A 12186-nucleotide genomic window follows, 5' to 3' on the forward strand; every position below is an offset into this window, starting at 1 on the left:
GAATGGACGAATCGGGCATCGGGAGTAAGGTCACGGGGGTTCCTAGCGCGGGTCAGGCGGATTCGCGCGCGACGGGGAGATCGCTAGTGAAATACAAGAAGTTCGCCGCGACCGCGATCATGGCGGCCGCGGCCACCGGTATCGCCGCGGGCACGGGCTACGCGGCGCCCGCTCCGACGGCGCCCGCTGTCGAGCAGCAGGAGAACGCGGTTCCGGAGGTCACCGGTCACGATCGCGGCGTCGACTACACCCTGGCACTGGCCCAGACCGGAAAATCGCTGGTCACCACGGTTTCCGGCGGTGCGTTCAGCCTCGACACCACCAACAATACGGTCGTGCTGAGCAATGCCGCCGGGGATCGGCTCGCCGGTATTCCGCTCACCCAGACCACCAACGGCCAGGTGGTCGCGGTCGCCGCGACCATCGACGAGGGCAACAGCCGGTTGACCCTGACCCCGCAGGCCACCCCGGTGGCGGGCGGCGCCCCCGCGCAGGCGCAGTTCATCGGCGCTCAGCAGTGGTTCATGAGTGAACTGCAGGCGGCCTCGCTGGGTGCGGCCGTGGGCGCCGCCATCGGCGCGGGTATCGGGTTCCTGTTCCTGGGTGTCGGGCTCATCCCGGGCGCCATCATCGGCGCCGGTATCGGCCTCGCGGTCGCCGGCGGCCCGCCGCTGCTGGATTCGGCCATCGCCTACTTCAGCGGCCAGCCCTGAGAATTCTGCTGCTGGGCGGGACCGGGGAAGCCCGGGAACTCGCCCGACTGCTCACCGGCGAGCGAGAACACGAGATCGTGTCCTCGCTCGCCGGTCGCGTATCCGATCCGATCCGCCCGGTGGGCGAGGTGCGGATCGGTGGGTTCGGCGGGGTCGCGGGTCTGCGGAAATGGTTGCGGGAGAATCGGACACAGCTCGTCGTCGACGCCACCCATCCGTTCGCGGCCACGATGACCGCGCATGCCGCGCAGGCCACCGCGCAACTCGGTATACCCATGATCCGGTTGAGCCGACCGGGCTGGACGGCCGGGCCCGGTGACCGCTGGTATCGGGTTCCCGATCTGGCGGCTGCCGCCCGCAGGTCCGCCGAACTGGGGGAGCGGATCCTGCTGACCATCGGTCGTCAGGGAGTGGAGGCTTTTACCGGGTATCCGCGGCCGTGGTATCTCGTCCGCGTCATCGACCCGCCCACGGGCGCGCTTCCGCCGCGACACGAAATCCTCTCGACGCGTGGCCCGTTCACCGTCGAGGAAGAATCCGCCCTGCTGACCGGGCATCGCATCGATGTGATGGTCACCAAGGACAGCGGGGGTAGGGCCACGGCCGCGAAACTCACCGCCGCGCGGGCCGCCGGGATTCCGGTGGTGGTCGTGGACCGGCCGCCTGTTCCGGCCGGGGTCACCGTGGTGGGGACGGTCGACGAAGCGCGAGAAGTACTGTCCGCGTGGGCTACCGGAGATCCGGCGAGCGGCCGGACCGACCCGGGTTGACCGAGCCCGGGACTTGAACGATCGCCGCTACGGCACGACGATCACGGCATCACGGCATCACGGCATCACGGTGAAGGGGGAAGACCCGGTACGGGATACGCCCCGATTCGACGGCCGGCTCGCGGAATCGGTTCGGTGAGTTCAGGAGCTGAGCATTTCGGGTAACCGGTCGAACCAGTCGAGTACCGCGCGTTCGTATCCGATACCGAATTCGAGTGTCGCCCGCGAATGCGGGGACAGACCCGGACCGGTCGCTTCGGCGCGATAGCGGTCCAGGCGTTCCTGGTGGATCTTGCGGGCATTGTCGATGATCGATGCCAGATGCGCGGATTCCAGATGGCCACCGAAATGCAGGGTCAGCAACAGCGGGAACCGGATGGTCTCAGGATTCGGGTCACGGGCGATCCATTCGGCGAATTCGGCGCGCCCCGCGTCGGTGATGCGGTACGGCGTGCGTTCCCGGGCACCGGTCTCGCCCTTCACCACCAGACCCGCTGCGTCCATGGCCCCGAGTTCCCGGTAGACCTGGCTCTGGGTGATGGTCCAGAAATCGCCGATCCGTTCCTGGGCCAGTGTCACCAGATCCCAGCCCGACATCGGTCCTTCGTGCAGAAATCCCAGAAGTGAGGCGGCCGTGGAGTTCAGTGGCCGCTTCTGTTTGCCGTTCACCACGTTGTCCTTCCACCGGCTCTATTCCATAGTGGAATGCTATCGGATGAGGTGGGCTCAGGCGTGATAGCGCCGCGCGGTGTAGACCCGGGGCTCGCCTCCGGCGTCGAATACCGCGGTGGTGGAGGCCCCGATGATCAGCAGGGTCCGCATATCGACCTCGCCGGGTTCCAGTTCACCCAGCGTCACCACCCGCACCGATTCGGTCGGCCCACCCACATCGCGACCGAGCACCACCGGAGTGTGCGGGGCGCGGTGTTCGAGCAGGATCTCCTTCATGGCGCCGACCTGCCAGGTGCGCTGGCTCGAGGCGGGGTTGTAGACCGCGATCGCCATATCGGCGGCGGCCACGGCCGCGAGTCGCGCGGCCACCACATCCCACGGTTTGAGCCGGTCGGACAGGGAGATGGTGGCGTAGTCGTGACCGAGCGGCGCGCCGACCCGGCCCGCCACCGCGTTCGCCGCCGTCATTCCCGGCAGTACCCGCACCGGCACACCCGCCCACTGCGGGTCGGCGGATTCCTCCAGTACCGCCGCGGCCATCGCGAACACTCCCGGATCGCCGGAGGACACGACCGCGACCCGGCCGCCGCGGCGGGCCAGGTCCAGAGCCATGGCGGCGCGTTCGGACTCGACCTTGTTGTCGCTGCTGTGGCGCCGCTGTCCCGGGCGGGCCGGGACCCGGTCGATATAGGTGGTGTAGCCGACCAGGTCGGTGGCCGCGGCCAGGGCCGCGGTCACCTCCGGGGTGGTCCACCGCGTATCGCCGGGGCCGAGACCGACGACCACCACCTCGCCGATGCCGGCTGCCGTGATCTGTCCGGTGTGCTCGTCCGGCTCGGCGCCGGTTTCGGTCCGTCCGGCGGGGATCGGTGTCGTCGGTTCCGGGCCCGGGACGATGGTGATCGCGAAGTAGGGGACTCGGGCATCGTCCACCTCGCCGGCGGCGAGCACCCGCTCGCGTCCGGTGCTGGCCCGCTCCACGTAGTAGGCGCGTTCGAGGCGACCGGAATCGGCCAGCGCCTTGCGGACGGTGGGGTAGGTCCGGCCCAGTTTCATGATCGCGGCCGCGTCGCTGCCGGCGAGCCGGCGGGTCAGTTCGTCGGCGGGCAGTGTCGCGGGCAGGACGGTCAGTACCTGTTCGCCCTCGACCAGCGGCGTGCCCAGGGCCGCCGAGGCCGCGCTCACCGAGGTGATGCCGGGGATGATCTCGGCCTCGAACCGATCGGCCAGCCGCCGGTGCATATGCATATAGGAGCTGTAGAACAGCGGATCACCGGCGGCCAGCAGCGCCACCGACCGGCCCGCCGCCAGATGGGCGGCCAGCCGTTCGGCGGCCGCGGTGTAGAACTCGTCGATCGCGCCCTGATAACCGCCCGGATGGTCGGTGGTCTCAGTGGTGACCGGGTAGATCAGGTGTTCCTCGAGCTGGCCCGGCCGCATATAGGGTTCGGCGATACCGCGCGAGATACTGCGGCCGTGCCGTGCGCTGTGGAAGGCGATCACATCGGCGTCGCCGATCACCCGGGCGGCCTTCACCGTCACCAGTTCCGGATCGCCCGGCCCGAGTCCGACCCCCCAGAGTTTTCCCGCACGCACTGTCATTCCACTTCGCTCGCAATCGCATTCAACGCGGAGGCGGTGATCGCGCTTCCGCCGCGCCGCCCGCGGACCGTCAGGTATTCGATGCCGTGGCTCGCCGCGAGCGCGTCCTTCGATTCGGCCGCGCCGACGAAGCCCACTGGTATCCCGAGCACCGCGGCGGGTTTCGGCGCCCCGGCGGCGATCATGTCCAGCAGGTGGAACAGCGCCGTCGGCGCGTTGCCGATGGCCACCACCGCGCCGTCGAGCCGCTCCCGCCACAGCTCGAGTGCCGCCGCCGATCGCGTGGTTCCCAGCTCGGCCGCCATTTCCGGTACCCGGGGGTCCCGCAGGAGGCAGAGCACCTCGTTGTCCGCCGGAAGCCGCGTGCGGGTGACGCCGGAAGCGACCATGTTCGCATCGCACAGGATCGGCGCGCCCGCGCCCAGCGCCGTCCGGGCCGCCGCGACCACTCCCGGGGTGAACAGCACATCCCCGGCCAGGTCGACCTGGCCGCAGCCGTGGATCATCCGCACGACCACCTGCGCGATATCGGCCGGAAAGCGATCCAGGTCGGCCTCGGCTCGGATGATCGAGAACGACCGGCGGTAGATCTCGGCCGCGTCGGTGACGTAGCTGGTGCGCGTGTCGGGCATGCGGACACCATATGCCGGGCGTGCCATGGTGGACCGGCGTGGGTGGGCCTGGGCCCGGCGGTCGGGCGCGCGTGCGGCGGTGGCGTCGCCACCAGCGCTCGCCCGGCCGGCTCAGGACTGCGTTGCCCCGCCGCCGTTGCCCCGTGGGCGCGGGCCGATCTGGTCGAGCAGATCGTTGACCTCGTCCGGGAAGCCGTTGGCGACCGGCGCGGGTGTCTTGTTCGGGAAGCGTCGCGTCACATGTTCTTCGGCCGCGGAACCGGGCAGCACATAGACGGGTTCGGATTTGTGTTGCAGGGGCCGGACCACCTCGTCGAGATGGCCTTTGCGGTCGTCGAGATAGGCGCCGATCACATCCTCGCCGGCCGGGCACACGGCCATGCAGTAGCCGGCCTTGTAATTCGGTTGGAACGACAGGCTCTGCCACATCGAGAACGATTCACCGGTGGTGACGCGCTGCCGGTAGTCCGCTCGATCGGCACTGTCGGCGACCGTTTCCGCCCAATCGGTGAAACCGCCCATGAATTCGCGGTAGTTGTGCGTGTAGCAGGCCTGGAAATCGAATCCCCCGTCCGGGGTTATCGCACCGACCGGGCACGCCGAGACACAGAGCTTGCATTCGAGACAGGGGTTGAAATCCAGGGGTGCGCTCGGGGAATCGACGACCGCGTCGGTGACGACGGTGCCGAGCAGGACGAAATTCCCGAACCGGGGGTGGATCACATTGCGGTGGATTCCCATGACGCCCAGTCCGGCGGCCTCGGCGACCACTTTGTGGGCGATCACCCAGATTCGGCCCGGGAACTGCTCGACTTCCATCGGGTATCCCGGCGCCGGATACACAGCTCGATACCCGGCGTCCTGTAGCGCCCGGGTGATCCGGCGGGAGACCTGGTTGGTCTCGTCGTCGGCGTGATTGAACTCGGTATTGGCGAGACTGCGCTGCGGGCTGCGCAGGTTGTCGCGGTTCATCCGCACACAGAACGCGACGAAGGTCCGCGCGGCGGGCAGGATTCCGCGCGCGTGTTCCACCTCGTCGGCCACCCGCGGATCGTCCACCGCGACGAACCCGGCATCGTCGGCGCCGGCCGCGCGGCAGATCTCGCGGAGCCGGTCGGCGGACAGCACCGGATCGGGTTTCGCTCGGTCCCGGCCGGCCATCGCCTGAACGGTCGGATGTTGGGACAGCCGCCGTGGGGCGGCCGGTTCGTGATCGGTTTCCGGCATCGGGACTCCTTCTCGTCACGAGATCCACGTGGGCTCGGAAGGAAGGACGGTGCGGCGGAGCGCGATTCATCGGTCCGGTGGATACGCCGGAGGCCCGAGCGCTACCCGGGCGGTGGTCAGTGCGGGTGCAGCGCGACTTCGGCCTCGGCCAGGCAGTACTCCCAGAGCGACAGCAGCGCGCTCTCCGGGTAGCGGGTGTGCCGCAGATAGTGTTCGTCGCGGATCCGCCGGTCGTGCCAGAAATGTCCCGAGAGCGGGGCCGGGTCGGTCGTAGCCAGCCATACCGCGGTATCGGCGCCCTCGTCGGCGGTGCGCATGGCCGGTCGCAGCGCGGAACTGAAGCGAGGGAGGGCCGCGGTGATCCCGGGGGTGTCGACCCAGCCCGGATGCATACTGTGCACGCCGACGCCGTGATCGGCGAGGCGCCCGTCCAGGAGCGGGCCGAACGCGACCTGGATGCGTTTGGTGCGGGCATAGGCGGTGGCACCCCGGTATTCGCCGCTGCGGTACTGCGGATCGTCGGCGGGCAGCGGCTGCGCGTACATTCCGCCCGAGGCCACGAAGATGATCCGGGCGGCGCCGGAGGCCGCGAGCAGCGGGGTGATCCGGTCGGTGAACCGTAGTGGTCCCAGCACGTGGGTGGCCAGGGTCAGTTCATTGCCGACGGAGTTCTCGGCACGGTCGGGAGGTAGCACGCCGGCGTTGTGGACCAGCACGTCCAGTGCCGCGTAGCGTTCGGTGAGGTTCCGGGCGCAGGTGTCCACGCTGGCCGGTTCGGCGATATCGCACAACACCAGCTCCACCTGGGCGCCGGGGACGGCGGCGAGGATCTCGAGCCGGGCTCGCTCCCCACGTCCGGAATCGCGGACCGCGAGTACCGTGCGGGCGCCCAGACCCGCGAACCGGGTGGCGATCGATTTGCCGATACCGGAGTTCGCGCCGGTGACCAGGGCGGTTTTCCCCCGCAGGGCGTCGGGTTCGGCGCGGGTCCAGCACGCTTTGCGCAGGTGGTAGCCGAGCCGGGTATAGCCGGGCACTATCGTCCGGTCGAGCAGAGTGTCGACTGTACGGATCATCGGATCACACCTCGTCTCTTCTCGTCAGCACGAACTGCTCGACATCGAGATAACCACTGCGGAACCCGGCCGCGGCGTAGGCCAGGTAGAACCGCCACATCCGCTGGAACACGGGGTCGAAGCCGAGCGCGCTCACCTGTTCGGTGTACCCATCGAAATGCTCCTGCCACAGACGCACGGTGTGCGCGTAGTGTTCGCCCATCGAGAACCGCTCGGTGACCCGCAGGCCGGTGCCGCGCGCGACGGTATCGGCGATCAGCCGGGTGGAGGGCAGAAATCCGCCGGGGAAGATGTATTTCTGGATCCAGGTGTAGGTATTGCGGGTGGCGCGCATGCGATGGTCGGGCATGGTGATCGCCTGGAGTGCCGCCCGGCCCCTGGGCGCGAGGAGTTTCTCGATGGATCGAAAGTAGATATCGAGATATTCGCATCCGACAGCTTCTATCATCTCCACCGAAACCACCGCGTCGTACTCGCCGTCCACCAGGCGGTAATCGAGTAGGTCCACCTGGACGAGGCCGGTCGCGCCGGCTGCTTCTATCCGGGTCAGCGCCAGGGCGCGCTGTTCGGCCGACAGGGTCACCGACCGCACCCGGGCGCCGCGCTGAGCGGCACGTATCGCCAGCGCACCCCAGCCGGTACCGATCTCGAGCAACCGGGTCCCGGGGCCCACCCGCGCCGCGTCGAGAATGCGATCGATCTTGCGGTACTGGGCGTCGGTGAGGTCCTCCCGTCGCGGAGCGGGGGTGGTGGAAAGGAACAACGCGCTCGAATAGGTCATCGTCTCGTCGAGGAGCAGACCGAAGAACTCGTTGGACAGGTCGTAGTGACGCGCGATGTTGGCGCGGCTGTTGGTCTCGGTGTTGCGTTCGGAACGGGGGTGTTTCGCGACGTAGAGGCCGCGCAACGCCTGTAGGTAGGACGGGATCAGATTCTCGATGTTCGCGGCGAGCACGGTGAGGACCGCCGCCGGGTCCGGTGCCGACCAGTCGCCGGCCATATACGACTCACCGAAACCGATCAGCCCGGCCGCACCGAGCCGGACCGCGAAATCGTCCGGCCGGTGCATCACGAGCACGGGCGCCGTCGCATCGCCGGGATCCTGTCCCAGGACGGTGCCGTCCGGATACTCGACCCGCAGCGGCAGCCGGGAGACCGCCCGCCGGAAGAGCCGCCGGGCGACACTTGCGGCGACTGTGGCCCGGATGCCCGTCGGCAGCCGTTCGATATCGGGCCAGTGGACAGCGGGTGGGGTAGTGGTCGGCAGTTCGGTGGTCACCGGGGCGGCTCCTCGATCGGCGAGACAGTGCGGGGAACGACAGGCAGGCCGCGCAACCAGAGGCGGATGCCCTGAACGCGGATCCGGACCGCGACGACGAGCGGCGCGAGCGGCATGGTCAGGGCCGCGGCGAGGACCGCGCGGGTGGTCGCGGGCCGGCATACGCCGGTCATCGAGGCGGTGAGCACCGGACGATCGCGGTGCAGCGTGATGGACAGCCGCAGCTGATCGCCGGGCTCCGGCAGCACCATTCGGTACCGGCCGGATACATCGTTGAACGGCGATACATAGAACTGTTTGCCGGTGTCGGCGTGGCCGCGCCCATCGGTGCGCAGCAGGTACCGGTGCCGGCCGCGGTAGGTGTTGTGGACCTCGGCCACCACGCAGACCGGGCTGCCGTCGTTGTCGCGGCACCAGTACAGCGTGAGCGGATTGAAGACGAAACCGAGCACCCGGGCGTTGGTCAGCATGAGGATCCGGCCGCCCGGGATCTCGATTCCGTGCGCGGCCAGGAAGATGTCGATGTTCTCGCGCAGGCTGCGGTCGGGGTCGCCCAGGTGGTCGGCGGCACGTAAGCGGGCCAGCTGCCGGAGCGGCCGACGGAGCCGCGGTAGCTCGTCGAGATCGACCAGCCAGCTGTAGCTGCGATACCGGAACCGATGCCGCACCGGTGTATGGCGGACATGGTCGATGGTCGTGAAGGCGAGCCGGGCGGTCATGACGTGGATACGGGCCGTAGCGCGCGGTCGGGCCAGCGGGCGCCGAGCCGCTCGGCGGCACGCAGCCCCGACAGCGCGCCGTCCTCGTGGAATCCCCAGCCGTGGTACGCACCGGCGAAAGCGAGACGGTCGCTGCCGATCTCGCCCAGCCGCCGCTGCGCGGCCACGGAATCGGGGGTGTATTGCGGATGCTCGTAGACCATCCGGTCCAGCACGGCTGCCGGGTCGATCCGGTCCTCGTCGCCGAGAGTGACCAAGAACCGGGGTTCGGCGGATTCGCCGAGCCGGTGCAACCGGGTGAGGTCGTAGCTCACCAGGACCCGGTCCGGCGTCGCATCGCAGCCGGGCAGGCGATAGTTCCAGGAGGCACGCGCCCGGGGGGCCGCGGGCAGCACCGACGCGTCGGTGTGCAGCACGGTGCGGTTCACCGAATAGGGCATGGCGGACAGGACCGCGTGTTCGGCCGCGGTGGGTTCGTCCAGCAGCCGCAACGCCTGCCCGGGATGGGTGGCGATCACCGCCGCGTCGAAGAAGCCGACCTCGTCGCTGTCGTCGCGGACGGCCACACCGTCGGCCAGCCGGGTCACCGTACGCACCGGGGTGGCGGTGCGTACCCGATCGAGGCGTTCGGCGACGGCGCGGACATAGGTCGCCGAGCCGCCGGTCACGGTGCGCCAGGTGGGTGAACCGAAAACGGTGAGCATGCCGTGGTGTTCGAGGAAGGTGAACAGGTAGCGGGCGGGGTAGCGCAGGGCTGTCACCGGATCGCAGGACCAGACCGCGGAGACCAGCGGGGTCAGGAAATGGCTGACGAAGTAGTCCGAGAACCGGCCGCGGCGGCCGAATTCGCCGAGGGTGAGCTCCTGCGCCGGATCGGCGGCCAGTTCGGCACGGGCGAGCCGATGGAATCGGGGCACTTCGGCCAGCAATCGGAGGTAACGGCCGCGGGTCAGGGTGCCGGGGCGGGGGAAGAGTCCGCCGAGACCGCGGGCGCCCGCGTATTCCAGGCCGCAGCCGTCGCAGCGGACCGACATGCTCATATCGGTCTCCTGGGTGCGGATCCCCAGATCGGCGAACAAGCGGAGCAGGGTGGGGTAGGTGCGGTCGTTGTGCACGATGAAGCCGGTGTCGACGCCGATCTCACGGTCGGTGCCGGTTCGGACCGGGTGGGTATCGGCGTGGCCGCCCAGTCGCGCATCGGCCTCGTACAGGGTTACCCGGGCCGAACCGGACAGCACCCAGGCGGCCGTGAGCCCGGCCACGCCACTGCCGACCACGGCGACCCGCCGTACGGATCGGTCCGTTCCACTCTGCTCGACCATCACACTCCTCCGCTGGGCGACCGCAGGTCGCGTCTCTGCATCGAGTATGCATCGTTTCGCGGATGATGGCGACCCGGGCCGGGAATCCGCGGTCGGACAGACCGTGCGACCGCGACGTGGTTCGCCGCGGCCGCGGCCGTGGATGGGTGGGGTGAACGGTGGCGGGGGCGCTCGGGCTCAGCCGAGCCGTTGCACGGCCTCGGCGAGACTCGCGAGACGGTCGACCGCCGCCGGCAGGATGACCGCGTCCCAGCCCGGTCCGCCGACGAAGACATGGGCCCCTGCCTCGGTGCCCGCTCGCACGCTGGAGGTCAGCGCGGTCGATTCGTGCTGGGACCACAGCACCACCTCGGCCGGGCGGTCCAGCCGGGCCAGTGTGTCGGTGAGGGCGGCGGTGGGTACATCCGCCCCGAGCATCTGCGCGCCGACCTCGCGTTCGGCGAGCGCGGCCCGCAGCACCTCGAGTGGAAGCGAATGTGTTTCGCCGCCGGTGCAGGCGAGCACGATGGGCCGGGGTCGCAACCGGTCCGGCGGATTGTTGCGGTGCAGCGCCGAAGTGATGCACCACGAGAGCAGATGTTCGATATCGATGCAGCCCTCGCCGCCGAGCTGGCGGTCGACGATATCGGCGAAGGCGGGGCGGCACAGCCGCTCCCAGGTGTCGACCACCCCGCTCGCGCGCAGATTCGCGGTCAACTGCGCTGTCACCGACCGGTAGTCGAGTGCGAAGGCGGCGGTCAGCAACGCGGGCACGTCGCCGGGTGTCGCGGCCGGTTCGCGCACCGCCGCTGCGGCGCCGGCCGGGCTGGCGCCACCCCGGATGAGCTCGAGCATCCGGTCCAGCGCGGCGATATCGGCTTCGGTGTAGAGACGGTGGGTGCCCGGCCGGTGGCCGGTCGGGCCGATCTCGTAGCGGCGGTTCCAGCTGCGCAGGGTAGCGGTGGGGATGCCGAGGCGGTCGGCGACCGCGCGGACGGTGTAGCCGGCCGCGTCGGTGGCGGGGGCGGAACCGTCGGGCATCGTTTTATTCTGCCTCTTCCGATTCGCGGTTTCGGGCCGACCCGCAAGATCGGCGTGGGAAGTCGTGCGGGGCGGTGCTCATCGCGTCCTCGTCGCGGTCAGGCCCACCGCACCGCACAGCAGGCCCCAGCCGGTGGCCACCGCGACGGCCTTGGCGCGTTGTGGCCGCCCGCGCAGCGCCACGGCGAGGACTGCGGCATCGGAGAAATCGGCGAGGACCCGGCAGGCCGTGGCGACCCGCAGGGCCGCGGGAGACGGAGCCGATGCCATACCGAGGCCGGAGGCCAGATCGCGGCAGGCTGTGGTGCGTGCCAGGGCGCGGCGGCCGGGATCGGCGTCGTCCCAGCCGCACGGCCGCAACAGCAGGGCCGGTCGAACGGCCACGGCGAGTCCGTAACACGCCGTGGCCGCTCCCATGAACCGGGCGAATCCCATAGCTACCATCGATCCTCCTGAGCTAACCGGGTATGCATCGATTATGCATCTATATGGGTTACAGTGTTCACACACCGCCGAACGCGAGGAGTTTCCCGTGACAGCACATCGCGCAGTCCGCCGGACGGCCGGCCTGGCGGCCGCCCTGATGACCTTCGGTGCCCTCGCCTCCGGCGCCGGCGCGATCGCCCAACCGGCGCTGCCCCCGGGGCCCGCCCCGGTACCGTCGCTGGACCTGACCAGGTACCTCGGTGTCTGGAACCAGCTCGCCGCGGTACCGCAGCCGTTCAATCTCGAATGCGCCCGCGACACCCGCGCGGAATACAGCCTCGATCCACAGGGCAATGTCGCTGTGCACAACTCGTGCACCACCTGGTCTGGCGGGACGAACGAGATCCGTGGTACCGCGAAGGTCAACGACCCGGTGACCGGTGCGCAGTTGCACGTCAGCTTCCCCGGAGTGCCGGGTCAGGACATGCTCGACGGACCGACGAACTACATCGTCACCGCCCTCGCGCCCGACTACTCGTGGGCGCTGGTCACCGATCCCACCCGGTTGTCCGGTTTTGTGCTCTCCCGCTCCGCCGCACTGGACGCGCCGACCTGGGATCAGGTGAAATCCGCCATCACGGCGGCCGGGCAGTCGACGTGTATGTACCTCGTTTCGCCCACCACCGGCGGCCGCGCCGATCTCGCGCCGCTGTGCCTGCGCTAGCCGC

Annotated in this window: 13 protein-coding genes; 3 read left to right on the forward strand and 10 right to left on the reverse strand. The window is 69.5% G+C overall.

The features are described 5' to 3' along the window. The first annotated feature begins 86 nt into the window (after positions 1-86). Positions 87-713, forward strand: coding sequence for a hypothetical protein (locus ACWCPQ_RS06660; protein WP_449895582.1), 627 nt, complete (start codon positions 87-89; stop codon positions 711-713). Beyond that, entirely contained in the window at positions 710-1483 is a 774-nt protein-coding gene (locus tag ACWCPQ_RS06665; protein ID WP_449896214.1) for a cobalt-precorrin-6A reductase, read from the forward strand. Before ACWCPQ_RS06660 ends, ACWCPQ_RS06665 begins: the two co-directional genes overlap by 4 nt. A gap of 141 nt (positions 1484-1624) precedes the next feature. On the opposite strand, the gene ACWCPQ_RS06670 is transcribed toward ACWCPQ_RS06665, so the two are convergent. The 10 genes from ACWCPQ_RS06670 to ACWCPQ_RS06715 all read right to left on the reverse strand — a co-directional run bounded on the left by ACWCPQ_RS06670 (position 1625) and on the right by ACWCPQ_RS06715 (position 11476). Next, entirely contained in the window at positions 1625-2080 is a 456-nt protein-coding gene (locus ACWCPQ_RS06670) for a PadR family transcriptional regulator (protein ID WP_449896216.1), read from the reverse strand. Between the two features lie 129 nt (positions 2081-2209). Beyond that, positions 2210-3757 carry a precorrin-3B C(17)-methyltransferase gene (cobJ, locus tag ACWCPQ_RS06675; protein WP_449895584.1) on the reverse strand — a complete coding sequence of 516 codons (1548 nt, stop codon included), beginning with the start codon at positions 3755-3757 and terminating at the stop codon, positions 2210-2212. Beyond that, a complete protein-coding gene (locus ACWCPQ_RS06680; protein ID WP_449895586.1) occupies positions 3754-4389 on the reverse strand; it encodes a precorrin-8X methylmutase in 636 nt (211 codons plus the stop codon). The genes cobJ and ACWCPQ_RS06680 overlap by 4 nt, the downstream gene beginning before the upstream one ends. Positions 4390-4500: 111 nt before the next feature. Continuing rightward, a complete protein-coding gene (locus ACWCPQ_RS06685; protein WP_449895588.1) occupies positions 4501-5616 on the reverse strand; it encodes a 4Fe-4S binding protein in 1116 nt (371 codons plus the stop codon). Between the two features lie 116 nt (positions 5617-5732). Next, a complete protein-coding gene (locus ACWCPQ_RS06690; protein WP_449895590.1) occupies positions 5733-6692 on the reverse strand; it encodes an SDR family NAD(P)-dependent oxidoreductase in 960 nt (319 codons plus the stop codon). A gap of 4 nt (positions 6693-6696) precedes the next feature. Beyond that, positions 6697-7971: a class I SAM-dependent methyltransferase gene (locus tag ACWCPQ_RS06695; protein ID WP_449895592.1), complete on the reverse strand. Its 1275-nt coding sequence runs from the start codon at positions 7969-7971 to the stop codon at positions 6697-6699. Further along, positions 7968-8690 (reverse strand): DUF1365 domain-containing protein, encoded by a 723-nt coding sequence (locus ACWCPQ_RS06700; RefSeq protein WP_449895594.1) that lies wholly within the window; start codon positions 8688-8690, stop codon positions 7968-7970. Before ACWCPQ_RS06700 ends, ACWCPQ_RS06695 begins: the two co-directional genes overlap by 4 nt. Further along, on the reverse strand, positions 8687-10012 hold the full coding sequence (locus tag ACWCPQ_RS06705) for an NAD(P)/FAD-dependent oxidoreductase (protein ID WP_449895596.1): 1326 nt from the start codon (positions 10010-10012) through the stop codon (positions 8687-8689). Before ACWCPQ_RS06705 ends, ACWCPQ_RS06700 begins: the two co-directional genes overlap by 4 nt. Positions 10013-10189: 177 nt before the next feature. Further along, the gene (locus ACWCPQ_RS06710) at positions 10190-11032 is read right to left on the reverse strand and encodes a MerR family transcriptional regulator (RefSeq protein ID WP_449895598.1); all 843 of its coding nucleotides are present in this window, start codon (positions 11030-11032) and stop codon (positions 10190-10192) included. A 78-nt stretch (positions 11033-11110) separates the two neighbouring features. Next, the gene (locus tag ACWCPQ_RS06715) at positions 11111-11476 is read right to left on the reverse strand and encodes a hypothetical protein (protein WP_449895600.1); all 366 of its coding nucleotides are present in this window, start codon (positions 11474-11476) and stop codon (positions 11111-11113) included. A 139-nt stretch (positions 11477-11615) separates the two neighbouring features. On the opposite strand from ACWCPQ_RS06715, the gene ACWCPQ_RS06720 reads away from it, so the two are divergent. Then, positions 11616-12182 carry a lipocalin family protein gene (locus ACWCPQ_RS06720; protein WP_449896218.1) on the forward strand — a complete coding sequence of 189 codons (567 nt, stop codon included), beginning with the start codon at positions 11616-11618 and terminating at the stop codon, positions 12180-12182. Positions 12183-12186 lie beyond the last annotated feature (4 nt).

It is taken from the genome of Nocardia sp. NPDC001965, from assembly GCF_053594175.1.

Bases quoted from the DNA above. Each gene is read 5' to 3' on its own strand.
- ACWCPQ_RS06670 (WP_449896216.1), bottom strand. From the start codon at position 2,080: ATGTCGGGCTGGGATCTGGTGACACTGGCCCAGGAACGGATCGGCGAT.
- ACWCPQ_RS06690 (WP_449895590.1), bottom strand. From the start codon at position 6,692: ATGATCCGTACAGTCGACACTCTGCTCGACCGGACGATAGTGCCCGGC.
- ACWCPQ_RS06705 (WP_449895596.1), bottom strand. From the start codon at position 10,012: ATGGTCGAGCAGAGTGGAACGGACCGATCCGTACGGCGGGTCGCCGTG.
- ACWCPQ_RS06700 (WP_449895594.1), bottom strand. From the start codon at position 8,690: ATGACCGCCCGGCTCGCCTTCACGACCATCGACCATGTCCGCCATACA.
- ACWCPQ_RS06685 (WP_449895588.1), bottom strand. From the start codon at position 5,616: ATGCCGGAAACCGATCACGAACCGGCCGCCCCACGGCGGCTGTCCCAA.
- cobJ (WP_449895584.1), bottom strand. From the start codon at position 3,757: ATGACAGTGCGTGCGGGAAAACTCTGGGGGGTCGGACTCGGGCCGGGC.
- ACWCPQ_RS06720 (WP_449896218.1), top strand. From the start codon at position 11,616: ATGACCTTCGGTGCCCTCGCCTCCGGCGCCGGCGCGATCGCCCAACCG.
- ACWCPQ_RS06710 (WP_449895598.1), bottom strand. From the start codon at position 11,032: ATGCCCGACGGTTCCGCCCCCGCCACCGACGCGGCCGGCTACACCGTC.
- ACWCPQ_RS06715 (WP_449895600.1), bottom strand. From the start codon at position 11,476: ATGGTAGCTATGGGATTCGCCCGGTTCATGGGAGCGGCCACGGCGTGT.
- ACWCPQ_RS06680 (WP_449895586.1), bottom strand. From the start codon at position 4,389: ATGCCCGACACGCGCACCAGCTACGTCACCGACGCGGCCGAGATCTAC.